Origin of the sequence: Variovorax sp. KK3, assembly GCF_001984055.1 — a bacterium.
Classification (GTDB): Bacteria; Pseudomonadota; Gammaproteobacteria; order Burkholderiales; family Burkholderiaceae_C; genus Variovorax.
Genome location: NZ_LYVO01000004.1, coordinates 45190 through 66761 on the forward strand (window position 1 = coordinate 45190; position 21572 = coordinate 66761).

The following is a 21572-nucleotide window of genomic DNA, read 5'->3' on the forward strand; positions in this document are numbered from 1 at the left end:
TTGCGGCCCCCGAGCAGCAGGCGTCGCCACGTCCCGGAGCGCCCTGCCCGACGACCCGCCGCTGTCGGCGAGCGGACCCAAAACGACGCGCGCCCCGGCCTCAGGCGGCCAGCGCCAGCGGGGCGCGCTGGGCAACCAGTTCTTGCACGCGCTCGCCGGACACCGTCTCGTTGGCCAGCAGTTCATCGGCAATCGCGTCCAGCGCGCCGCGGTGCGTGCGCATGAGTTGCTGGCATTGCAAGTTGAGGCCGTCGAGCATGCGGTTGGCCTGGCGCACAGCCACGGCGATCTGGCGCGACGCGTGCTGAGCCGGCAGGGCACCGATGCTGAACAAGGCGCCGTCTTCGCCGAAACCGTAGCGGCCCACCATGTCGAGCGCCAGCTTGGAGGCCTGCTGAAGATCCTGGCTCGCGCCGCTGGAGGCCTCGTCGAACACCGCCAGCTCGGCGTTGCGCCCGCCCAGCAGCATCTGGATGTGCTTTTCCATGTCGCTGCGCAGCACCAGGGTCTGGTCTTCCTCTTGTGTGACCAGCGTCACGCCGAGCGCGCCGCCGCGCGGCAGGATGGTGACCTTCTCGACTTTTCCGTAGCCCAGCACGGCGGACACCAGCGCATGCCCCGCTTCGTGCACGGCGATGTAGCGGCGCTCGCGCTCGCGCAAGGCACGCTCTGCGCCGTTGAGTTCGCCGATGCGCGTGGTCTCGATGGCTTCCATCAGGTGGCCCATGGCCACGCTGCGGCTGCCGGCGCGCGCGGCGACCAGCGCGGCGTGGTTGACGATGTGCGCGATGGTGGCGGGCGACAGGCCGGTGGTCAGGCGGGCGAGCTGGTCGTGGTCGATGTCGCCCTCGGTGCGCAGCTTGCCCGCGTACAGGCGGAAGATGGCCCCGCGGTCGCGCACGTCCGGCAGCTTGACGTGAACGCGGCGGTCGAAGCGACCTTCACGCAGCAGCGCCTCGTCGAGGTTGTCGGCGAGGTTGGTGGCGCCGACGACGATCACGCCCTCGTTGGCTTCGAAGCCATCCATCTCCACCAGCAGCTGGTTGATGATGCGGTTGCTCTCCGATTCGGCCGGGCCGGCGCCGGAGGACGTGCGCTTGGCGATGCCGTCGATCTCGTCGATGAACAGGATGCAGGGGGCGTTCTTGCGGGCCGTTTCGAACAGCTTCTTGACCTTCTGCACGCCGACGCCATAGAACTTGGACGTGAACTCGCTGCCGTTGGTCGCGATGAAACGCGCGCCGCATTCGCCGGCGAGCGCCTTGGCGAGCAGGGTCTTGCCCACGCCGGGGCCGCCCAGCATCAGCACGCCGCACGGGGCGCGCGCGCCGATGTCGCGGTAGCGGCTGGAGTCCTTCAGGTAGTCGACGATGTCCTGCAGCGCGTGCTTGGCCTCGCCGGCGCCGATGACGTCGCCGAAGCCGATGCCGGCCGGCTTCTCGACGACCTTGGCGCCGCCGCCGATGCTGTCGCGCATGGCGTAGACGATCAATGCGAGCAGAAAGAAGGGTAAGAAGATGCCGGCCAGGTCGCGGGCGGTCGCAAGCGCGCGCTTGTCGTCGGCCGGTGCGCCCACGGTGCTGTCGGGCAGCACGAAGAGCTGGAAGGGATGCGCCCCGGCCGTCTTGGCTTCGGCCACCACCAGCGAGGCGAAGGAGCCGCGGCCATCGACCACGAAGTAGCGCTCGCCGCCGGCCGCCGACACCAGCAGGGCGTGGGGCGCCATGCCCACCGCTTCGATGCGGCCGTCGCGCAGGTCGCGCAACAGCGAGGAGCCGTCTTTTTCGACGCCGGTCCAGTCCTTGGGTGACTGCCGCATGTCGTGCGCGGCACCGCCCAGCGATGGCTCGGGAGCCGTGTCGCGCTGGTAGACGAAGAAGATGGCGATGAGCATTGCCACGCCAAGGGCCGTGGCAACGATGAGGCGACTGGTTTTCGACCGGATGAATCGATGGAATTGCTTCATGGGAATCAGGCAGGGCGGCGCGGATGCTAGGCCAAGAACGCCGTCGTTGTGCGCCTTGTCCTACACGACGCCAGGTAACTGCCCTCGACCGTGCATTACTGCGCGCCCGTGCCGACACCCCTTGGAACTCTTTGGTCGTCGAATCCCCCGCCCTTCGAGCCGGGCGGAATGCGGGTCACCCCGCCTTCTGTACCAGCTTGATCACGCTCGAGAAGTCCAGCGCACCATGCCCCGCCAGGCTGTGCGCTGCATAAAGGCTGCGCGCCAGCCCGCCCAGCGGCGTGGCCGCCCGCACGGACGCGGCGTTCTCTTGCGCCAGGCCCAGGTCCTTGAGCATCAGGTCGGTGCCGAAGCCGCCCGCATAGCCCTTGGAGGCCGGCGCGTTCTCCATGACGCCCGGCAGCGGGTTGTATTTTTCGAGCGCCCAGTTGCCGCCCGAACTGCGGCGCATGATCTCCGACAGCACCTTCGGGTCGAGGCCGTTGGCCACGCCCAGCGCGATCGCCTCGGAGGTGCCGATCATCAAGATGCCGAGCAGCATGTTGTTGCAGATCTTGGCGGTCTGGCCGGCACCCGCCTCGCCGGCATGGAAGATGTTGGCGCCCATCTTCTCGAGCACCGGACGCGCACGCTCCAGGTCGGCCGCGGCGCCGCCCACCATGAAGGTCAGCGTGCCGGCGATCGCGCCGCCGGTGCCGCCCGACACCGGCGCATCGATGACTGCCACGCCGCGCTTCGCACCGGCCTGCGCCACCTTGCGCGAAGTGGCGGCGGCGATGGTGCTGCTGTCGATGACGAGCGTGCCAGGCGTGATGCGATCCAGCAGGCCGGGCCGGCCTTCGCCTCCGAAGAAGAGCGATTCCACGTGCTGGCTGGCGGGCAGCATGCTGATCACCACCTCGGCGCCGTCGAGGGTGTCGGCGGCCGACGCGGCGATGGCCACGCCCTCGGCAGCCAGCCTGCCGCAGGCTTCGACCGAGAGGTCGAAGGCGCTGAGCGCGTGGCCGGCCTTGTGCAGGTTGAGCGCCATGGGGCCGCCCATGTTGCCCAGGCCGATGAAAGCGATCTTCATGTCGTTGTCTCCGTTGTTCGTTGATTGAATGAGTTCAGGCGAGGCGGGCCAGCTCGGCGGGCATCTCGCTGCGCGGGCGCAGGTGGTCCTCGACGAAGGCGGACGTGACCTCCTCCAGCGTGGCCGGGCTCCACTTCGGGTTGCGGTCTTTTTCGATGAGGAGCGCGCGGATGCCTTCGGCGAAGTCCTTGTTCGCGCAGAAGCCGAGCGAGGCCTGGTACTCCAGGCGAAACACCTCCGCGAGCGACATGCGCGTCACGCGCTGCCAGAGCGCGAAGGAAACGGCCGCCGTGCTGGGCGCGCCCTTCGCGAAAGTCTGGGCAGCGGTCTGCAGCCAGGGGTCGTCGGACGTCAGTGCGCGCAGGCGCCCGGCGATTTCCAGCAGGTCGTCGCCGGCCATCAGGGCGTTGATGGTGTCGAAGTGCTGGCGCAGCCTGGAAGCCGGCGGCTCCGCACCCTCGCCGGCCCGGGCCAGCAGGCGCGACAGCGTGGCGCGATCGGCTGCGCTGTCACCCCGCCACCGGGCAGCGGCGATCGCTTCGAGCACCTGCGCCTTGCGCTCATGCGGCACCAGGATGTCCGCAAGGCCGCAGAAGATGGTGTCTGCCGCGTTGAGAGGTGCCGCGGTGAACGCCAGGAAAAGCCCGACGCGCCCCGGCATGCGCCGCAGGAACCAGCTGCCGCCCACGTCGGGATATAGGCCGATGTTGATCTCGGGCATGGCGACGCGGCTCTGCAGCGTCACCACGCGGTGCGAGGCGCCGGCCATCAGGCCCACGCCGCCGCCCATCACGATGCCGTGCCCCCAGCACAGCACGGGCTTGGGAAAGGTGTGGATCAGGTGATCGAGCTCGTATTCTTCGCGAAAGAAGTCTTCCGCGTAGGTGTTGCGGGCCGGGCCGCAGTCCCGCAGCGTCTGGTAGAGCTGGCGCAGGTCGCCGCCGGCGCAGAAGGCCTTTTCACCCGAGGCTTGCAGCAGCACGCCTGCGACGGACGCGTCCTGGGCCCATTCGCGCAGCTTCGGCGTGAGCAGGCGAACCATGTCCATCGACAGCGAGTTGAGCGACGCAGGCGAGTTGAGGGTGGCCACGCCGAAGCGCTTGCCGTTGGCGGAGGGGATGGAGTCGAAGAGAACTACGGGGTCGGTCATACGGCAAAGATACAGGCTTGCAGGCTCGTGCTTCAGCGGATGTCGCTGTCGCCTTCGAGCAGTTTGCGCGAGACGATCACCCGCATGATCTCGTTGGTACCTTCGAGGATCTGGTGCACGCGCGTATCGCGCACCAGCCGCTCGAGCGGGAATTCGCCCAGGTAGCCGTAGCCGCCATGCAGTTGCAGCGCATCGTTGCAGACGTTGAAGCCGGCATCGGTGGCGAAGCGCTTGGCCATTGCGCAATAGGTGCTGGCATCGGCATGGCCGGCGTCGAGGCGGCTGGCCGCCAGTCGCACCATCTGGCGCGCTGCCACCAGCTCCGTCGCCATGTCGGCCAGCTTGAACTGCAGGGCCTGGAAGCTGGCGAGCGGCTTGCCGAACTGTTGGCGGTCGTGCAGGTAGCGGCGGGCCGCATCGAACGCGCCCTGCGCCGCGCCCACCGAGCAGGTCGCGATGTTGATGCGCCCGCCGTCCAGGCCCTTCATGGCGATGCGGAAGCCCTCGCCTTCGCTGCCCAGCAGGTTTTCGGCGGGCACGCGCACGTTGTCGAAGCTGATGGTACGGGTGGGCTGGCTGTTCCAGCCCATCTTGTGCTCTTTCTTGCCGTAAGCGATACCCGGCGCATCGGCCGGCACCGCGAAGGCCGAGATGCCCCCCGCCCCGCCGCCGCCCGTGCGCGCCATCAGCACCAGCACGTCGGTGGAGCCCGCGCCGGAAATGAAGGCCTTGTTGCCGTTGATGACGTACTCGCCGTCTTTCAGCTCGGCCCGCGTCTTGAGCGAGCCCGCGTCGGAACCCGCGCCCGGTTCGGTCAGGCAGTACGAGGCCAACTTGCGCCCGCTCGTGAGGTCGGCACCCCAGCGCTCGCACACCGCCGGCGTGCCCCAGGTGCCGAGCATCCAGGTCGCCATGTTGTGAATGGTGATGAAGGCGGTGGTCGACGGGTCGACGGCCGCCATCTCCTCGAACACCAGCGCGGCGTCGAGGCGCGGGAGCGCGAGGCCCTCGACGCGCTCGGGCGCATAGAGCCCGCAGAACCCCAGCTCGCCGGCCTTGGCGATCGCCTCCTTGGGAAAGATGGCTTCCGCATCCCAGCGGGCAGCGTGCGGCGCGAATTCGGCCAGTGCGAACTCGCGCGCCGTGTGGGCGAAGGCGCGCTGCTCTTCGGAAAGTTCGAAGTCCATGCAGCCGAGGTTATTTCAGGCTGATGGTGGTGTTGAGGCCGTGCGCCGTGTCGTCGTCGAACCAGCGCGCGGTGACGGTCTTGGTCTGCGTGTAGAACAGCACGACCTGCTTGCCGTAGGGCCCCAGATCGCCGAGCTTGGAGGCGCGCGAACCGGTGAAGGAGAACATCGGCACCGGCACCGGGATCGGCACGTTGATGCCGACCTGCCCCACGTCGATGTCTTCCTGGAAGCGGCGCGCCGCCGCACCGGACTGCGTGAAGATGGCCGTGCCGTTGCCGTTCGGGTTGGCGTTGATCATCTCGATTGCCTCGTCGATGCTGTCAGCGCCGGCCAGGCACAGCACGGGGCCGAAAATTTCCTGGTCGTAGATCGTCATGCCAGGCTTGACGCCCGAGAAGATCGTCGGGCCGACGAAGTTGCCCTTTTCGTACCCGGGCACGCTGTGCTTGCGCCCGTCCAGCTCCAGCTTGGCGCCTTCGGCCACGCCGCGGTCGATGAGGCCAGTGACGCGGTCGTGGGCTGCGCAGGAAACCAGCGGCCCCACGTCCACGCCCTTCTCGATGCCTGCGCCCACCTTGAGGCCCTTGGACTTCTCGACCAGGTCGGGGATCCACTTGCGGGCATCGCCCACCAGCACCGCGACCGACACGGCCATGCAGCGTTGGCCAGCCGCGCCGAAGCTCGCGCCCAGCAGCGCGTTCAGCGATTGCTCCTTGTGCGCGTCGGGCATCACGATGGCGTGGTTCTTCGCGCCCATCATGCATTGCACGCGCTTGCCGGCCAGCGTGGCACGGTTGTAGACGTGCGTGCCGACCTTGGTGGAGCCGACGAAGGAGATCGCCTTGATGTCCTGGTGGTCGCAGATGGCGTTGACCACCGCCTCGCCGCCGTGCACGACGTTGAGCACGCCCGGCGGGATGCCGGCTTCGAGCGCCAGCTCGCACAGGCGCATCGTCACCATCGGGTCCTGCTCGGAGGGCTTCAGAACGAAGGTGTTGCCGGTGACGATGGCCATCGGGAACATCCACAGCGGGATCATGGCCGGGAAGTTGAAGGGCGTGATGCCTGCGCACACGCCCAGCGGCTGCAGCAATGTGTACGTGTCGACGCCGTTGGCCACGTTGTTGGCCAGCTCGCCCAGCTGCAGGTTGCCGATGCCGGCGGCGTGCTCGACCACCTCGAGGCCGCGGAACACGTCGCCTTCGGCATCGGGCAGCGTCTTGCCCTGCTCGGCCGTGAGGATGGCGGCCAGCTCGCCCATGTGCTCGCGAATCAGCTGCTGGTACTTGAGGAAGATGCGTGCGCGGGCGCCGATGGCGGTCTTGCGCCAGGTCTTGAAGGCGTCCTTGGCCGAGGCGACGGCTGCATCGACCTCGGCCTGCGTCGCGAAGGGCACGCGCGCGAGCACCTCCTGCGTGGCGGGGTTGACGATGTCACGCCATTCGCTCGTCTTCGATTCGACGAACTGGCCGCCGATCAGCAGCTTGACGGTGGCGACCTGGGTGGCGGGCGTGGTGGTGGCGTCCATGAACTTGTCTCCTGTTGAAGGCCGGGTGCGGGATCCGATGAGGAATCGCTCTGGGAGCCATCCTAGCTTTGCACTTTTGCCGTAGCAATAGACAAATACGCATTCACGATCTGCATAATTGCAAAGCATGGACTGGGACAACCTGCGCTTCTTTCTCGAACTCGCGCGCACCGGCACGCTGGTGAGCGCGGCCCGTCGGCTGGCGGTGGACCACACGACCGTGGCACGGCGAATCCAGGCACTCGAAAAGGAGATGGGCACCACCCTCTTCGCGCGCGAAGCCGGCGGCCACCGGCTCACCGACGCGGGCCGTCGGCTGCAGCCGCAAGTGGAAGCGATGGAGAACGCATTCCTCGCGATAGAGAGCGCATCGCCGGGAGCGCACGAAGGGTTGTCGGGCTTGGTGCGCATCGGCGCCACCGAGGGCTTCGGCACGGTGGTGCTCGCGCCGCAGCTCGCGCGCTTCGCGCAGCAGCATCCGCGCCTGGTGATCGACCTGCTCGCGATGCCGAGGCTCGTGCATCTGTCGCGGCGCGAGGCCGACATCGTGATTTCCCTGGAGCGCCCCGCGCGCGGCCCGGTGGTGGTGAGCAAACTGACCGATTACGTGTTGCGCCTCTACGCCTCGGCCGACTACCTCGACTCCCACCCGCCCATCGCATCGCGCGAGGGGTTGCGCGGCCACGTGTTCATCAGCTACGTGGACGATCTGCTCTTCAGCAAGGAGCTGCAGTTCCTCGACGAGCTATACCGCCCCGACGCCTTCGCCCTTCGAAGCACCAGCATCCTGGCGCAACACCATGCGGCCGTGGCCGGCGCCGGGATCGCCGTGCTGCCGGCCTTCATCGCCGAGCGCGATCCGGCGCTGCGGCGCGTGCTGCCGAAGGAGGCGAACTTCACGCGCACCTTCTGGATGTCGATGCCCGCGGAAAGCAAGCACCTCGGGCGCATCCAGGCGGTATGGGGGTTTCTGCGCGCGACCGTCGAGGCGCAACGGGGCCTGCTGCTGCCGGACGAGGCTCGAAACTCAGCGCACGTTTGAGGCGGCGTACTTGGCAAACCAGGCGGATGCCTGGAGGCGCGACGACAGGTCCAGACCATCGAGGATTCGCGTGACGTGCCGCTTGACGGTGTGCGGACTGAGATTCAGCGCCCGGGCGATCAGCTTGTTGCTTTGGCCCTGGGCAATCAGACCGAGTACTTCGAGCTTGCGAGCCGTCAACGGCGCTGCGACCTGCACGCCAGGCGCCTGCGTCTGCTGCATCGCCTGTTCAGCACAAGTGCGCCAAGCGCGCGCCGTCGCGGCCCACGCGCGGACGGCCGCGATGTCTTCAGGCTGCGCTTGCGCCGGCGGGTCCAGCGCTCCGGTAAGCCATCGAGCATCAGCTGTGTGAGCTCGAAGACCCGGTGATCTGCGACTGCATGGACGTCGTCCAGCGCGATCACGCCATGCGTGAGCCCGATGGCCTCGATCGCGGCAAGCAGGATCGACGCCACCTCTGGCAGCGCCGAGCCAGCGGCGCGCTCCACCAACACTTCCGGTGCCATGCGCCAAGGCGGATCGAAGGGCTCCAACGCATCGATAAGGTAAGCCACCAGCCGCTGGAGGTCATCCCCGTCATCCAGCGTCACCCACGCACTGCAGGACTCCTCGCCTTCGAGCCCCTCCAACGCGCGGGCCAGCGCTATCGTCTTGCCATAGCCGGCCGGCGCGACTAGAAGAACCAATCGGCGCTTCCGCAAGGCTGCAGCAGTTTGTGGTTCCGGCCCACTTCGACGGATCAGACCGGAGCGAAAGCGTGGACGCCGGATTTTGACGAGGGCTCGGCTGACGATCGGCATGAAAAAATGGGTTCCTGCGCGCGAGGGCAGCAGCGGTATCGCAACGTTCAGGCGGTGGTAAGCAAGTTTGGACCCGCCAGCGACTTCGTGCTGGCAGGCACCTACTCGCGGCCGAAAGGCACTGCCCGCCGCCCAAGGCACCAACACGAACGTACGCATTTTTTTCGCGTAGACCGATGTGTTGGCCCGTCGTTGGCTCTTCGCTGCCCCCACAACGGGGACGCCACGGTGAACACTGGCGCGAGAACAACAACCCAACGCAGCGCCGCGCCAGGGGCTCTAGCGCAGGTCATCGCTCTCCGGAACCATGCACGTCATCGACCACACTACGCTTCCACGCCTTCACTCGGCCGGCCTGCAGCGCTTTGCCGCGGCACGCGCCAACCTCGGCTTTGCGCCGTTCGAGCTGTGGATGGAGATTCTGGAGATCGACGCGGCAGCGGATGTCCTTCCGGTCGAATGTCCGCGCGTCCTGCTGGTGCTCAGCGGCCACGGCAAGCTCCTCACCGACACCGGCTCCCAGCGCTTTCACGCGCCCTGCAGCCTGGTGCTGCCGGCCGGCGTCGACGCCCGCATCTCCAACATCGGTGCGGAGCCAATGCGTTTCGTGACGGGTTTCACGCCACCTGTCACGCCGTGACCTTGCCGACCTGAGGCGCCGGGTCCGCGTGGCCCATCGGCTTGGCCCATCGCCTGGCGCGGCGATGGCTCCTCTGGTCGATGCGTCGCCCGCCTTGAAATTGAAAAATTCTCTTAAGCGTACGGAGGAACAAATCGATTCCCGACGCGCTTTCAACGGAGAAATTGAACATGAGCCCGGTCGTCGCCGCACCTGCGCAAACCCACCCTTCGTCCCTCCAGCCGCTCGAAGCGCCTCCGTCCAACGAAACCGGGATCGCTGTGTTTTTCTCTCACGTCGCGGGCCAAGTCGCCTACTGGGCCATCCGGACTTGGTATCGCCGCTCGCGCCGCACTCAACTTCTGTTGACGGGCATGGCGATCATCTCCTGCAGCTTCTCCCTGTCGATGCTCGTTTCGGCAATCGCCTACCCCATCTAACAACGGGGCCCCGTCGGGGGCCCCGAGGCCGGGCCCACGCATGGACCTGCCTCGTGGGCTTGACCGCGCAAGGCGTTCAAGCCACCAGTTTGACCCCGGTCTTGGACTGCAGCTGCTCGAAGCTGACACCCTCCGCCAGTTCGACGACCTTCAAGCCCTCGGGCGTCACATCCATGACCGCGAGGTCGGTGATGATCCGGTCGACAACGCCCACGCCCGTCAGCGGCAAGGTGCATTGCTCCAGGATCTTGAGATCCTCCGTGCCGTCCTTCTTGCGCGCCACGTGTTCCATCAGAACGATCACGCGCTTGACGCCGGCCACGAGGTCCATGGCGCCGCCCATGCCCTTGACCATCTTGCCGGGGATCATCCAGTTCGCCAGGTCGCCCTTCTCGCTGACCTGCATGGCGCCCAGAATCGACAGATTGATCTTGCCGCCGCGGATCATGGCAAAGCTGTCGTGGCTTCCGAAGATGGCCGAGCCCGGCAGCGTGGTGACGGTCTGCTTGCCTGCATTGATCAGGTCGGCGTCAACTTGGTCTTCGGTGGGGAACGGGCCGATGCCGAGCATGCCGTTTTCGCTTTGCAACCACACCTCTTTGTCGCCCACGAAGTTGGCCACCAGCGTCGGGATGCCGATGCCGAGGTTCACGTAGAAGCCGTCTTCCAGCTCTTGAGCGGCGCGCGCCGCCATCTGGTCTTGGGTCCAGGGCATCTCAGGCTCCTTTGGTCTGGTTCTTGACGGGTGCCGGCACTTCGATGCCGGCAGCAGCCTGGGCGATCGCGGCCTGCGCCTCGACCTTGGCGGCCGCCACGTCGACCGGCGCAGCAGCGCTGACCGTGCGCTTCTCGATACGCTTTTCGGGCTTCGAATTCAGCACGATGCGGTGCACGTAGATGCCCGGCAGATGAATGTCGTCCGGAGCCAGTTCGCCCACTTCGACGATCTTCTCGACTTCGACGATGCAGATCTTTCCGGCCATGGCGGCGGCGGGGTTGAAGTTGCGGGCCGTCAGCCGAAAGCGCAGGTTGCCGGACTTGTCGGCCACGTCGGCCTTCACCAGCGCCACGTCGGGCACCAGCGAATGCTCCATCACGTAGGTTTCGCCGCCGAACTCGCGCAGTTCCTTGCCTTCGGCCACTTGCGTGCCCACACCGGTCTTGGTGAAAAACGCCGGAATGCCCGCGCCGCCCGCGCGCAGCTTTTCGGCCAGCGTGCCTTGCGGGGTGAATTCGAGCTCCAGTTCCTTCGCCAGGAACTGACGCTCGAACTCCTTGTTCTCGCCCACGTAGCTGGCGACCATCTTCTTGATCTGGCGCGTTTCCAGCAACTTGCCCAGGCCGAAGCCGTCGACGCCGGCGTTGTTGGAAATGCAAGTGAGGTTCTTGACGCCCGAATCGCGCAGCGCGTCGATCAGCGCTTCGGGAATGCCGCAGAGGCCGAAGCCGCCGACCGCGAGCGTCTGGCCATCGGCAACGACGCCTTTGAGCGCCGCGTCGGCAGAGGGATAGATCTTGTTCGCCATGGTTCCTCGTTCGGAGATGGTTGAAGTGAAGGGTGAAAGAAGAAAGATTAAGGGCCGCTCGGAAACCCCGACGATACTACGTATGCGCATACGTAGTATTTCGTAATGGACACACCGGACACCGCCAAAACACCAGGCATCGCTCGAGTCGACCTCGCGGCCATCGACTATCGCCTCGCCTTCGAGCAGGCCCCCGTGGGCATGGTGCTCTCACGCCACCGGATCATCGTGGATTGCAACGCACGCGTGTGCGAGATGTTCGGCACCGCGCGCGAGGTGCTGGTCGGCCAGTCGTTCCGCGTGCTGTACCCGAGCGTCGTCGAATTCGAGCGCATCGGCAAGCGGATGGAACCCATCCTCAACGCCAGCGGCCGCTATGCCGACAACCGGATGATGCGGCGCGTCGGCGACCTGCACGGCGCTTTCTCCGGCGAGACCTTCTGGTGCCACGTGAGCGGCCAGGCGCTCAACCGCGAAGCGCCGCACGAAGCCGGTATCTGGACCTTCGAGGACCTGGGCTCGCGCCGCGCGGTCAAGGCCGAGCTGACGCCGCGCGAGCGCGAAGTGGCGGCGCAGCTGATGAAAGGCCTGACGTCGAAGGAGATCGGCCGCGCACTCGGCATCAGCCACCGCACCGTCGAGATCCACCGCGCCCGGCTGATGCGCAAGTACACGGCGGCGACCACGGCGGAGCTGGCGCAGAAGCTGATCGCAGGATGAACATGCGAACGCTACGGCACCTGCATCGAACGCTGTCCGTGGCATTGGCACTTTTGGTGGTCGGATGCGCACAGCCCGAACGCCCGCCATCGGCGCATCGTGCGCCGTCCCCGCCCACCGATTGCCATGCGCGCGTGGGTGCCGATCGCAACATGGTCCTGCCCGGCTACCTGCTGCCGAGCGCCAGCGGCGCAACGACCTGCGTACCTCTGCTGCAGAGCGCCTACCGGGCGCCTGCGGGCTACGCCGGGGCCGACTTTCACGTCGAAGAGTTCACCGATGCCAAGCTCAAGGCCCGCTGGCGCGCCTGCAAGGCAGACGCCGCCTGCTTCCGCCGCATCGACGCCCAGATGCAGCGATGGCTGCCGCCCAACAAGGAGCGCGCGCGGCGCTCGACCGGACTCCTCGACCCCTCCAGCGCGATCGACCCTGAAGGCCAGGTCGACCTGCGGCAGATTCGCCGCCCGGCCTTCTTCGCCCGGCCGCCCTACCGCGAGGCCATTGCCGAAGCCGAGCCCCGCACCAGCACCGTCGAATTCAGCGCGCCACGCGACAGCTTCGAACGACTCGAACTCCGCATGACCGACACCATCCGCCTGCGCGGCTGGTACATCGAAGGCAGCGGCGTGGACGACGGCCACGGCCACAAGCGGCGCGCGCTGGTGATCATGGCCAACGGCGGCGGCGGCCAGATGACCGCGATCCAGCATCCCGACGAACAGGCCTATCGCATCGACCCCGCGAGCGGCCGCGCCATCGCCCTGCCGTTTCCCAATGCCACCACCGAGACCATGGGCCAGCGCTGGTGGCGGGACACACTGCACGTGCTGAACGCCGCCGGCTTCGACGTGCTGGCCTACGACCGCCGCGGCGAAGGCATCTCGGGCGGATTCAGCGACACGAACACGCTGGAACAAGGCGAAGACGTGTTTCGCATCCTCGAACACATGGAAAGCGGCGACGGCCTGCGGCTGCTCACACCCGATGGTCGCCTGCTCGAGGGCCGCGCGGCCGGCGGGCGCCTGTTGGCGGGCATGAAGGCCCGGCAGATCCCGCTGCTGCTGGCGGGCTACTCGCGTGGCTCGATGTCCATGGCCTGGGCGATGACGCGCAACTTCGTCGAGGCCTGCAGCCATGACCTGCCCACCGTGCGATGCGGGCCGCCCAAGGGCTACCGCAACATCAAAGGCGCGATCCTGCTCGCGTCGTTCGCCGCCGGTGCCGGCTATGTGCCCGATGCACCCGACCTGGCCGACCGCAACCTGTTCGCGGCAGGCATGGCAGCCGAGCACCACATCGTGTTCTATCCCAGCGCCGAGACGCTGGCCGGCATGGACCACTGGCCCGCCGCCTTCTTCGGCAAGGGCCTGTGGGACCGGGCGGAAAGCCTCGAAGGCACCGTCGCGGCCTACGACCGGATCCGGGGCCTGAAAGAGATCGTGGTCGCGCGCGGCCCGCATGCCATCGAAACCTGGGACCCGGCCGACATCCGGCACCTGCAGGCGCGCATCGCCGCGTTCGCCACGGCCGCCGTGAACGGCGCGCCCACCGTGCCAGGCGCCAGCACCTGGACCGACCTGCGAAGCCTGGTCGCGACCACGCCCGACCGCTGGGAAGCCACGTCCCGCCCTTGAAGCGTCACTCGCCGAACGGCTTCGACAGCGCCATCAACTGCTCGCGCAGCCAGACATGCGCCGGATCGTGCTCGTGCCGGCGGTGCCAGACGGCCCGCACCACCGCGTGCTGCGTCGCATAGGGCAGCGCCTTCGACAACAGCTCGCGCCGGGCGACGAATGACTGCGCCAGCGGCGCCGGCACGATGGACACCATGTCGCTGTTCGCCAGCAAATCGGGCACTGCCAGCGAATGCGGCACCGTCAGCCGGTAGCGCGGCTGCAGCCCGGCCGCCGCCAGCGCTTCCTCGAGCGCGGAGCGATCGAACATCTCGGACTGCCGCGCCAGCCCGCGCTCCAGGATGAAGCCGCTGACGGCGCCCTCCTCCTGCCCGCCGAGCGACACCGTCAGCAGCGGAAAGGCCGCGAGATCATCGATGCGCGGCTTGCGCCGTGCCAGCGGGTGGCCGCGCCGGAACACCAGCACGTCGTCCTGCTGCCAAAGGCGCGCGCTCTGGAAGCGCGCCGGCACCTCCGCGAAGATGCCCAGCGCGACGTCGATGCGGCCCACGTCGAGCTGCTCGGCCAGGTCCAGCCGCGTCGATGGCCGCACCACCAGGTCGGCGGCCGGCGCGTGCTGCGCCATGCACTCGCCCAGCCGCGCCAGCAGCACCGAGGTCATGTAGTCGTTGGCCGCGACGACGAAGCGCTGCGTCGTCGTCGCGGCATCGAAATCCTGCACGCCCAGCGTGTCGTGGATGCGGCGAAGTGCCTCGCGCAGCGGCGCCTCCATGGCGAGCGCGCGCGCCGTCGGCTCCATGCCCTTGGGCGTGCGCACGAACAGCTCGTCCTGCAGCGCCTCGCGCAGGCGCGCCAGCGCATGGCTGATGGCCGACTGGCTCAGGTGCAGGCGCTTGCCGGCTCGCAGCAGGTTGCGGTCTTCGAAGATGGCATCGAAGACGCGGAGCAGGTTCAGGTCGACGCGCCTCGCGTTCAGTGCGGCCTGCGCTTTGGTGGTCATGTTGCACCTCGTGCATGTGGCAGTTGCAGATTCGTCGCTTCCGGCGACGGCACGCCGCTGGCAATGTCCAGCCTCACACCGATCCATCCGATCACGAACCACCCCCTTACCGAAATCACATGGAGCCCGCGATGTCCGAAATCTCCCGGCGGCGATTCGCCGAGTATGTGGCCTGCCTGATGCCGGCCGCTTCCCTGATCGCCGCACCGGCGCGCGCGCAGACCGATGGCGCCCCCGGGCGAATCGTCGTCGGCTACCCCGCAGGCGGCACCATGGACCAGACCGCGCGTCGCCTGGCCGAGGCCTGGCGCGCCCAGAGCCGTGCCTACCTGGTCGACAACCGCCCCGGCGCGGCCGGCCGCATCGCCACGGCGCAGTTGAAACGCGAGCGCGCGGACGGCAGCGTGGTGCTGTGCACCCAGACCTCGGCGATGACCATCTATCCGCACGTCTACACGCGCCTTTCTTACGACCCTGAGCGCGACCTGCGGCCGGTGGCGGAAATCGCCGCGTCCACATGCGCGCTGGCCATCAGCAGCGCGGTGCCGGCCGAGGTGCGCACGCTGGCCGACTACGTGCGCTGGCTCAAGGCGAACGAAAGCGGCCGCAGTTATGCATCGCCGGCTGCAGGCTCGTTGGCGCAGTTCCTCGGCTTCCGCTTTTCCCAGGCGACCGGTGTGCCATTGGCGCACGTGCCCTACCGCGGCTCGGCCCCGGCGATGCAGGACCTGCTGGGCGGACAGGTGCCGGCCTATCTGGGCTTCGTCGGCGACTTCCTGCAGTACCTGGGCAACGGCAAGCTGCGGCTGCTGGCCGTCAGCAGCGCCCAACGCTCGCGCTTCCTCAAGGACGTGCCAACCTTCGCCGAGCAGGGCTTCGGCACGGTCGTCGGCGTGGAAGGCTACGGGCTGTTCGCGCCAGCCGGCACGCCCGATGCCGTCGTCGCCGCGCTCGCCGCAAACGCCCGCACGGCCGCCACAGACAAGGCACTGATCGCCGGACTGGAACAGGTGGGCCTCGAAGCCGCCTTCGTCGGTACGACCGAATACACGAAGACCATGGCTGCCGAACGCGAGAAGTGGAAGCCGGTGGTGGCGGCATCGGGCTTCAAGGCCGACGACTGACTCGGTGCATCCGGTGCATCCGGTGCACCTGGCACCTCCGCTTCAGCCCGCCTTGCGAAAGGTCAGGTTGATGCGGCACGCACCCGTCATCGGATGCACGCCGTCCTTCACCGGCAGCACGCCGTGGTAGTGCAGCCGCGACGGCCCGCCCCACACCACCACGTCGCCATGCACCAAAGGCACGCGCTGCGCCTTGTCGGAGCGCCGGCCCCCGCCGAACAGAAATACGGCGGGCAAGCCCAGCGACACCGAGACGATGGGCCAGTCGTAGTGCCCCTCGTCACGGTCCTGGTGCAGCGACAGCCGCGTGCCGGGCTCGTAGCGGTTGATCAGGCAGGCGTCGGGCGCGAAGCCGTCGAACCCACCGGCCCGCGCCGCGCTGTCGGCCAACTCGGCGAACACCTCCGGCATCGCGGGCCACGGCCGGCCGCTGTCGGGGTCGTTCGCGTCGTATCGGTAGCCGCTGCGATCCGACACCCAGCCGAGCGGGCCGCAGTTGCTCATCGCCACCGACATGCGAAAGCCGCCGGGCGTGACCAGATGACGCAGCGGCGCTTGCGCCAACACTTTCGACACGCCGTCCAGCAAGGCCCCGGCCCGCGCCCGTGCGAAGCCGCGCAACAGCACCGCGCCGGACGCGAGCGCCTGCGTCGCCGGCAGGGCATCGTCTTCCAGGTCGTCGAAGAGGCCGGGCGTCGTCATGGGTCAGCTCGCATCATGAAAGATGATGCCCGCCGTGTGCCGCCGCCCCGTGCGCACCCGGCTCACCCCATGCCGCAGGTTCACGCGGTACACGCCCCGCGTGCCTTGCACCGGCCGGTGGTGCACCGCGATCACTGCGGCGTCGCCCTGCCGCAGCGGCAGCACCATCGGCCGCGACTGCATGCGCGGCCGCTGCTCGGTCATGACGAATTCGCCACCCGTGAAATCGCGGCCGGGCTCCGACAGCAGGATCACCAGTTGCAGCGGGAACACGTGCTCGCCGTACAGGTCTTGATGCAGGCAGTTGTAGTCGCCCTCGCCGTATTGCAGCAGCAGCGGCGTGGGGCGCGCCTGCCCGGCCGCGTGGCAGCGCGCCAGAAAGTCGGCATGCTCCGGCGGGTAGCGCACCTCGATGCCCATGATCTCGTTCCATCGGTTCGCGATCGGCGCGAGCTCCGCGTACATCTGCTCGCGCAACCCGGCCAGCCGCTCGGGCAGCGGGTAGTCGAAGTACTTGTACTCGCCGCGGCCGAAGCCGTGGCGCTCCATCAGCACCCGGCTGCGGAAGAACGGGTCGCGCGGGTACAGCGATGCAAGGGCTTCGCATTCCGCACGGGTCAGCAGACCCTCGATGAGTGCGCTGCCCTCCGCATCGAGATCCTGCGCCATGCGGTCCCGGTCGATGATCATGCGCGCCGGGCCTCGCGCGTCAGCAGATCGCTCTTGCGCTCCACGCCCCAGCGATAGCCCGACAGGCCACCGTCGCTGCGCACCACGCGATGGCAAGGTATCGCCACCGCCAGCGTGTTGGCGCCGCAGGCCTGGGCCACGGCGCGCACCGACTTCGGACTGCCGATGCGCTGCGCGATCTCGGCATAGCTCGCCGTGCTGCCCGACGGGATGTCGCGCAGCGCCTGCCATACGCGCTGCTGGAACGCCGTGCCGCGCACGTCCAGCGGCAGATCGAGCCCCACGCCGGGCGCTTCGACGAAGCCGACCACCTGCGCCACCAGTCGCGCGAAGTCGGGGTCGTCGCCCATCAGCCGCGCACGCGGAAAGCGGTCTTGCAGCTCGCGCGCAAGCACATCGGGATCGTCGCCCAGGGCGATCGCGCAGACGCCGCGATCACTGCGCGCCACCAGGATCGCGCCGAGCGCGCACTGGCCGATGGCGAAGCGGATCTCCGTTTCGGCGCCGCCTTCGCGGAAGCGGGTCGGCGTCATGCCCAGCACGTCGTTCGAGCCTTCGTAGAAGCGGCCGTTCGAGTTGTAGCCCGCGTCGTAGATCGCATCGGTCACCGTGTCGCTGCGCGTCAGCGCCTCGCGCACGCGCTTCGCCCTATGCGCGGCCGCATAGGCCTTGGGCGTGAGCCCCGTGACCTCCTTGAAGACGCGGTGCAGGTGATAGCTGCTCATGCCTGCGCGCTCCGCCAGCGCATCGAGCGTTGGCGCTTCGTCCGCGTTTTCGATGTGGCGGCAGAGCTCGGCCACCTGCGCCGCCTGCTGCACTTGACGCGTCGGCTGGTCGGGCTTGCAGCGCTTGCACGGACGAAAGCCCGCGCGCTCCGCATCGGCTGCCGTCGCATGGAAGTCCACGTTCTCCGGCCGCGGCTGGCGCGCACCGCACGACGGCCTGCAATACACACCCGTGCTGCGCACCGAATAGAAGAACAGGCCATCGGCCGCGGCGTCGCGTGCCACCACGGCGGACCAGCGCGAATCGCCGGTCGTTTGCACGGCACGCATTTCGTGGGGGTTGCTCATCATGTTCATTGCCAATCCTTTCGGCCTTGCCGGCCCTTCGTGAATCGATGGGTCGACTGTAGGCATCGGGCCTTGCACTGGCACTCCGGCTCTTGCTTTCGAATTCGATCGTAGGACAAGCCGGACAACGACGTGCCGGCTCGCGCCATCGGCCTACGGGCCCCGGCCGCGGGCTTCGCTACCATCTTGGCCGATGATCGACCGACGCTCACTCCTGACCGCCGGCGGTGCCTCCATGGCGCTCGCCGCACTCGGATTCCCTGCAGATGCCATTGCGGCCGACGGAATCAAGCTCAGCCAGCCCCGACCTTTCTCTTTCGAACGTCTTGTTACCGAGGCCAAGACGCTGAGCTCACGGCCTTTCGTGGCCGACACCTCGCTGCCGGCCGACGTGCTGCAACGCATCGACTACGACGCGCACGGCAAGATCAAATACAACCCCCATCTGGCCGTGTTCAAGGACGGACCGGGCCAGTACCCCGTCACCTTCTTCCACCTGGGCCGCTACTTCCAGACACCGGTCCACATGTTCGTCACCGAGAGCGCGGGCGGCGATGGCTTCGCGCGCGAAATCCTCTACGACAGCGCCTACTTCAGCATGCCCGCCGACAGCCCCGGGCGGCAGCTGCGCGACGGTGCGGGCTTCGCCGGCTTCCGCCTGCAGGAAAGCCGCCTGGGCGACCAGAAGAAGCTGGCCTGGCAGACCAACGACTGGGTCGCTTTTCTCGGCGCCTCGTACTTCCGCGCCATCGGCGAGCTTTACCAGTACGGCCTGTCGGCCCGCGGCATCGCGCTCGACGCGGCCATGCCCGACCGCGCCGAGGAATTCCCCAACTTCACCCGCTTCTACTTCGAGCCGCCGGCCACGCCCGAGACCAACACCATGACGGTGTACGCCCTGCTCGAAGGCCCCAGCATCACGGGCGCCTTCAAGTTCGTCATGCAGCGCACCCGCGCTGTCGTGATGGACATCGAGGCGCGCCTCTTCCTGCGGCGCGACGTCGGCCGCTTCGGCCTGGTGCCGCTGACGTCGATGTATTGGTATTCGGAGAGCAAGCCCACCGGCATCGACTGGCGCCCCGAGGTGCACGATTCCGACGGCCTGGCCATCTGGACCGGTGGTGGCGAGCGCATCTGGCGCCCACTGAACAACCCCACACAGACACGCGCATCGGCCTTCAGCGACACCCGCCCGCGCGGCTTCGGCCTGCTGCAGCGCGACCGCAATTTCGACCACTACCAGGACGGCGTGTTCTACGAAAAGCGGCCGAGCTTGTGGGTCGAGCCGCTGGGCGACTGGGGCGAAGGCTCGGTGCAACTCGTCGAGATCCCGACCGACGACGAGATCCACGACAACATCCTGGCCTGCTGGGTGCCCAAGGCACCGGCGACTGCCGGCAGCAGCTATTCGCTGAAGTACCGCCTGCATTGGACCGACCAAGAGCCCTTTCCTTCGCCCCTCGCCCGCTGCATCGCCACCCGCCTGGGCCGCGGCGGCCAGCCCGGCACGCAACGGCCGCAGGGCGTGCGCAAGTTCATGGTCGAGTTCCTCGGCAAGCCGCTCGAGTCGATTCCCTTCGGCGTCAAACCCGAACTGGTGCTCACCGCCTCGCGCGGCAAGTTCTCCTATGTGTTCTCCGAGGCCGTGCCCAACGGCGTGCCGGGCCACTGGCGCGCGCAGTTCGACTTCACGGCCGAGGGCGCGGAGCCGGTGGACATGCGGCTCTACATGAAGAACGGGGACCAGACGTTGACGGAGACTTGGCTGTATCAGTATCAGCCGGGGTGAGCCGCGTCGGCGCTTGGCTATCGAGGTAGCTGCTGCGGGCCCGGTACGGGGCCTGTCGGCATCGTGAAGATTGGCTTCGGTGCAGCCGGCGGCGGATACTTCATGCGCGACTCGATCATTCTTGAATCGTCCGCCATGTCAGTGTTTGCTGGATGCTGACCGGCATAGTGCCGGACCAATCCGGCAAGATTTTGGACCTTCGATTCCGGCAGCACATTGGCCAGCATCGGCATCGGTGCCCACGCGATTGGACGAACTTATGCAGCTACCGCTTTTTTTCATCGAGTTGAATCATGGATGCTGTCCTGGCACCGTCCCGGGCGCCTGAAGTATCGGTTGCGGACCCGGAACTGGGCCGACGGGCATGGTGAACACCGGCTTCGGAATGACGGGCGGCGGCGTGTTCATGCGAGCCCTGATTTCCTGTGCAATCTCTTTCACATGGCCGTTGTTCGGGTGCTGGCCGGCGTAGCTTTCAGCGATGACCGCCAGTTGTTGAACTGGCGAGTCAGGCTTGGCAGAGGCGAGAAGGTGCACAGCCTCTGGAGAAGATAGGTACGCGACGACCTTTCGCGCATCCGTGCCTTGTTCGCTCAATCTGGCCAAAATGATGTCGTCTACGCTGCGCCCTGTTTTCTGACTTTCAATAGTGGCACTGGCTCGTATCCATGTTCTGTAGCGAAGAGCATCTGTCAAGCCGTACAAGCCAACGCTGGTCGAAAATTCAGGCTCAGTAGCGCGCAGCAATTCCGCCATATCTTCGGAAGACCTCAAAAATGATGCGGCATTGAATTCCTTGCCGGTGTTGAGCGCGTCTGCCAAGATGTCTGACGCGAGTCGATTGGACGCCGTCCTGATTTCTGCGAGAAACTCCTTTTGCTTCTCAGGCGGTGCACTAGTGACCAAATGAGCCAATGCGCGAAAATATGATTCGCTCTCCAAAGCGCCGCTTTTTAAAGCCTGCTTAAGTACAATTTCCGTTCCCGGCATATACTCCAAGCCTGCGTAAGCGACGGCCGCGTTATGTGCGATTTGCTTGTTTGAATCGGAAGCAAGAATTTTGAGTTCGAGTGCGATATCCTGATTGGCGCCCGTCGTATTCTCGCGGTTATACAAGCCATACAAAATGACGGCCATCGAAATTTTTTCATCAGGGCTCAAGCGCCCGCTCCGCAAAAGATCCAATGCCAAGGTAGCGGACTGAGGCGTAGCGGCTAATCCTTTTGCATAGATGTTGTCCAAGGCAAGACGACCCGCAACTCCCGGTGTCGGGACATAGGAGCGCAGCGGATTGCGCTCGTCTGCTATTGCTGCAGCCGCCGCCAATTTTTCCCGGTATTGCGCGGCGCCATCGGTGGCATGAGCAGCAAGCGATTGGGTGCTGAAATTCGCCTCCATCGTGTCCACGCCAGACGCGGGCACGGCTGACAAAGAGCCGTAGACCAAGGCTCCAATTACCAAGAAACCGATTAATCCAGAACACGCCCAATAAATTCTTTTCATTTTG

General features: G+C 66.9%; 21 protein-coding genes. 7 read left to right on the forward strand and 14 right to left on the reverse strand.

Annotated features, from left to right (window positions below; genetic code table 11):
- Positions 1–100: 100 nt before the first annotated feature.
- The 5 genes from B0W80_RS03130 to B0W80_RS03150 all read right to left on the reverse strand — a co-directional run bounded on the left by B0W80_RS03130 (position 101) and on the right by B0W80_RS03150 (position 6906).
- Complete coding sequence (locus B0W80_RS03130; protein WP_256856464.1) at positions 101–1894, reverse strand: AAA family ATPase; 1794 nt, start codon at positions 1892–1894, stop codon at positions 101–103.
- 247 nt (positions 1895–2141) lie between these two features.
- Positions 2142–3038: a 3-hydroxyisobutyrate dehydrogenase gene (gene mmsB, locus B0W80_RS03135; RefSeq protein WP_076997652.1), complete on the reverse strand. Its 897-nt coding sequence runs from the start codon at positions 3036–3038 to the stop codon at positions 2142–2144.
- A 34-nt stretch (positions 3039–3072) separates the two neighbouring features.
- Positions 3073–4188: an enoyl-CoA hydratase/isomerase family protein gene (locus B0W80_RS03140; protein ID WP_076997653.1), complete on the reverse strand. Its 1116-nt coding sequence runs from the start codon at positions 4186–4188 to the stop codon at positions 3073–3075.
- Positions 4189–4220: 32 nt separating this feature from the next.
- The gene (locus tag B0W80_RS03145; RefSeq protein ID WP_076997654.1) at positions 4221–5375 is read right to left on the reverse strand and encodes an acyl-CoA dehydrogenase family protein; all 1155 of its coding nucleotides are present in this window, start codon (positions 5373–5375) and stop codon (positions 4221–4223) included.
- A gap of 10 nt (positions 5376–5385) precedes the next feature.
- Complete coding sequence (locus B0W80_RS03150) at positions 5386–6906, reverse strand: CoA-acylating methylmalonate-semialdehyde dehydrogenase (RefSeq protein WP_076997655.1); 1521 nt, start codon at positions 6904–6906, stop codon at positions 5386–5388.
- A 127-nt stretch (positions 6907–7033) separates the two neighbouring features.
- On the opposite strand from B0W80_RS03150, the gene B0W80_RS03155 reads away from it, so the two are divergent.
- Complete coding sequence (locus B0W80_RS03155; protein ID WP_076997656.1) at positions 7034–7948, forward strand: LysR family transcriptional regulator; 915 nt, start codon at positions 7034–7036, stop codon at positions 7946–7948.
- Here B0W80_RS03155 and B0W80_RS03160 read toward each other — a convergent pair.
- Together B0W80_RS03160 and B0W80_RS03165 are read right to left on the reverse strand one after the other, a co-directional pair.
- Positions 7934–8170 (reverse strand): response regulator transcription factor, encoded by a 237-nt coding sequence (locus B0W80_RS03160; protein ID WP_076997657.1) that lies wholly within the window; start codon positions 8168–8170, stop codon positions 7934–7936. The genes B0W80_RS03155 and B0W80_RS03160 overlap by 15 nt on opposite strands.
- Complete coding sequence (locus tag B0W80_RS03165) at positions 8125–8748, reverse strand: hypothetical protein (protein ID WP_143684456.1); 624 nt, start codon at positions 8746–8748, stop codon at positions 8125–8127. The genes B0W80_RS03160 and B0W80_RS03165 overlap by 46 nt, the downstream gene beginning before the upstream one ends.
- Positions 8749–9055: 307 nt before the next feature.
- On the opposite strand from B0W80_RS03165, the gene B0W80_RS03170 reads away from it, so the two are divergent.
- Positions 9056–9388, forward strand: a complete 333-nt coding sequence (locus tag B0W80_RS03170) for a hypothetical protein (protein WP_076997659.1) — start codon at positions 9056–9058, stop codon at positions 9386–9388.
- A gap of 170 nt (positions 9389–9558) precedes the next feature.
- A complete protein-coding gene (locus B0W80_RS03180; RefSeq protein ID WP_076997661.1) occupies positions 9559–9807 on the forward strand; it encodes a hypothetical protein in 249 nt (82 codons plus the stop codon).
- Positions 9808–9883: 76 nt separating this feature from the next.
- On the opposite strand, the gene B0W80_RS03185 is transcribed toward B0W80_RS03180, so the two are convergent.
- Together B0W80_RS03185 and B0W80_RS03190 are read right to left on the reverse strand one after the other, a co-directional pair.
- Positions 9884–10522, reverse strand: coding sequence for a 3-oxoacid CoA-transferase subunit B (locus tag B0W80_RS03185; protein ID WP_076997662.1), 639 nt, complete (start codon positions 10520–10522; stop codon positions 9884–9886).
- Between the two features lies 1 nt (position 10523).
- Entirely contained in the window at positions 10524–11333 is an 810-nt protein-coding gene (locus B0W80_RS03190; protein WP_076997663.1) for a CoA transferase subunit A, read from the reverse strand.
- 105 nt (positions 11334–11438) lie between these two features.
- Here B0W80_RS03190 and B0W80_RS03195 point away from each other — a divergent pair, with 105 nt between their 5' ends.
- Together B0W80_RS03195 and B0W80_RS03200 are read left to right on the forward strand one after the other, a co-directional pair.
- The gene (locus B0W80_RS03195; RefSeq protein ID WP_076997664.1) at positions 11439–12053 is read left to right on the forward strand and encodes a PAS and helix-turn-helix domain-containing protein; all 615 of its coding nucleotides are present in this window, start codon (positions 11439–11441) and stop codon (positions 12051–12053) included.
- Positions 12050–13687, forward strand: a complete 1638-nt coding sequence (locus B0W80_RS03200; RefSeq protein WP_373038127.1) for a hypothetical protein — start codon at positions 12050–12052, stop codon at positions 13685–13687. Before B0W80_RS03195 ends, B0W80_RS03200 begins: the two co-directional genes overlap by 4 nt.
- A 4-nt stretch (positions 13688–13691) precedes the next feature.
- On the opposite strand, the gene B0W80_RS03205 is transcribed toward B0W80_RS03200, so the two are convergent.
- A complete protein-coding gene (locus tag B0W80_RS03205; protein WP_256856465.1) occupies positions 13692–14687 on the reverse strand; it encodes a LysR family transcriptional regulator in 996 nt (331 codons plus the stop codon).
- 131 nt (positions 14688–14818) lie between these two features.
- Here B0W80_RS03205 and B0W80_RS03210 point away from each other — a divergent pair, with 131 nt between their 5' ends.
- The gene (locus B0W80_RS03210) at positions 14819–15811 is read left to right on the forward strand and encodes a tripartite tricarboxylate transporter substrate-binding protein (RefSeq protein ID WP_076997751.1); all 993 of its coding nucleotides are present in this window, start codon (positions 14819–14821) and stop codon (positions 15809–15811) included.
- 42 nt (positions 15812–15853) lie between these two features.
- On the opposite strand, the gene alkB is transcribed toward B0W80_RS03210, so the two are convergent.
- The 3 genes from alkB to ada are packed head-to-tail and all read right to left on the reverse strand — an operon-like array spanning position 15854 to position 18276.
- Complete coding sequence (gene alkB, locus B0W80_RS03215; RefSeq protein ID WP_076997665.1) at positions 15854–16513, reverse strand: DNA oxidative demethylase AlkB; 660 nt, start codon at positions 16511–16513, stop codon at positions 15854–15856.
- Positions 16514–16516: 3 nt separating this feature from the next.
- Positions 16517–17203, reverse strand: a complete 687-nt coding sequence (locus B0W80_RS03220; protein WP_083745151.1) for a 2OG-Fe(II) oxygenase — start codon at positions 17201–17203, stop codon at positions 16517–16519.
- Positions 17200–18276, reverse strand: coding sequence for a bifunctional DNA-binding transcriptional regulator/O6-methylguanine-DNA methyltransferase Ada (gene ada, locus B0W80_RS03225; RefSeq protein ID WP_076997752.1), 1077 nt, complete (start codon positions 18274–18276; stop codon positions 17200–17202). The genes B0W80_RS03220 and ada overlap by 4 nt, the downstream gene beginning before the upstream one ends.
- Positions 18277–18469: 193 nt before the next feature.
- Here ada and B0W80_RS03230 point away from each other — a divergent pair, with 193 nt between their 5' ends.
- Positions 18470–20065, forward strand: a complete 1596-nt coding sequence (locus tag B0W80_RS03230; protein WP_076997666.1) for a glucan biosynthesis protein — start codon at positions 18470–18472, stop codon at positions 20063–20065.
- 291 nt (positions 20066–20356) lie between these two features.
- On the opposite strand, the gene B0W80_RS34640 is transcribed toward B0W80_RS03230, so the two are convergent.
- Entirely contained in the window at positions 20357–21568 is a 1212-nt protein-coding gene (locus tag B0W80_RS34640; protein ID WP_143684457.1) for a hypothetical protein, read from the reverse strand.
- Between the last annotated feature and the right edge of the window lie 4 nt (positions 21569–21572).

What these genes read in the sequence shown, in the direction of transcription:
- B0W80_RS03180 (WP_076997661.1), top strand. Translation starts at nt 9,559, where the DNA reads ATGAGCCCGGTCGTCGCCGCACCTGCGCAAACCCACCCTTCGTCCCTC.
- B0W80_RS03195 (WP_076997664.1), top strand. Translation starts at nt 11,439, where the DNA reads ATGGACACACCGGACACCGCCAAAACACCAGGCATCGCTCGAGTCGAC.
- B0W80_RS03155 (WP_076997656.1), top strand. Translation starts at nt 7,034, where the DNA reads ATGGACTGGGACAACCTGCGCTTCTTTCTCGAACTCGCGCGCACCGGC.
- alkB (WP_076997665.1), bottom strand. Translation starts at nt 16,513, where the DNA reads ATGACGACGCCCGGCCTCTTCGACGACCTGGAAGACGATGCCCTGCCG.
- B0W80_RS03210 (WP_076997751.1), top strand. Translation starts at nt 14,819, where the DNA reads ATGTCCGAAATCTCCCGGCGGCGATTCGCCGAGTATGTGGCCTGCCTG.
- B0W80_RS03170 (WP_076997659.1), top strand. Translation starts at nt 9,056, where the DNA reads ATGCACGTCATCGACCACACTACGCTTCCACGCCTTCACTCGGCCGGC.
- B0W80_RS03145 (WP_076997654.1), bottom strand. Translation starts at nt 5,375, where the DNA reads ATGGACTTCGAACTTTCCGAAGAGCAGCGCGCCTTCGCCCACACGGCG.
- B0W80_RS03205 (WP_256856465.1), bottom strand. Translation starts at nt 14,687, where the DNA reads ATGACCACCAAAGCGCAGGCCGCACTGAACGCGAGGCGCGTCGACCTG.
- B0W80_RS34640 (WP_143684457.1), bottom strand. Translation starts at nt 21,568, where the DNA reads ATGAAAAGAATTTATTGGGCGTGTTCTGGATTAATCGGTTTCTTGGTA.
- B0W80_RS03160 (WP_076997657.1), bottom strand. Translation starts at nt 8,170, where the DNA reads ATGCAGCAGACGCAGGCGCCTGGCGTGCAGGTCGCAGCGCCGTTGACG.
- B0W80_RS03220 (WP_083745151.1), bottom strand. Translation starts at nt 17,203, where the DNA reads ATGATCATCGACCGGGACCGCATGGCGCAGGATCTCGATGCGGAGGGC.
- B0W80_RS03190 (WP_076997663.1), bottom strand. Translation starts at nt 11,333, where the DNA reads ATGGCGAACAAGATCTATCCCTCTGCCGACGCGGCGCTCAAAGGCGTC.
- mmsB (WP_076997652.1), bottom strand. Translation starts at nt 3,038, where the DNA reads ATGAAGATCGCTTTCATCGGCCTGGGCAACATGGGCGGCCCCATGGCG.
- B0W80_RS03185 (WP_076997662.1), bottom strand. Translation starts at nt 10,522, where the DNA reads ATGCCCTGGACCCAAGACCAGATGGCGGCGCGCGCCGCTCAAGAGCTG.
- B0W80_RS03150 (WP_076997655.1), bottom strand. Translation starts at nt 6,906, where the DNA reads ATGGACGCCACCACCACGCCCGCCACCCAGGTCGCCACCGTCAAGCTG.
- ada (WP_076997752.1), bottom strand. Translation starts at nt 18,276, where the DNA reads ATGAGCAACCCCCACGAAATGCGTGCCGTGCAAACGACCGGCGATTCG.
- B0W80_RS03230 (WP_076997666.1), top strand. Translation starts at nt 18,470, where the DNA reads ATGATCGACCGACGCTCACTCCTGACCGCCGGCGGTGCCTCCATGGCG.
- B0W80_RS03165 (WP_143684456.1), bottom strand. Translation starts at nt 8,748, where the DNA reads ATGCCGATCGTCAGCCGAGCCCTCGTCAAAATCCGGCGTCCACGCTTT.
- B0W80_RS03200 (WP_373038127.1), top strand. Translation starts at nt 12,050, where the DNA reads ATGAACATGCGAACGCTACGGCACCTGCATCGAACGCTGTCCGTGGCA.
- B0W80_RS03130 (WP_256856464.1), bottom strand. Translation starts at nt 1,894, where the DNA reads ATGCTCATCGCCATCTTCTTCGTCTACCAGCGCGACACGGCTCCCGAG.
- B0W80_RS03140 (WP_076997653.1), bottom strand. Translation starts at nt 4,188, where the DNA reads ATGACCGACCCCGTAGTTCTCTTCGACTCCATCCCCTCCGCCAACGGC.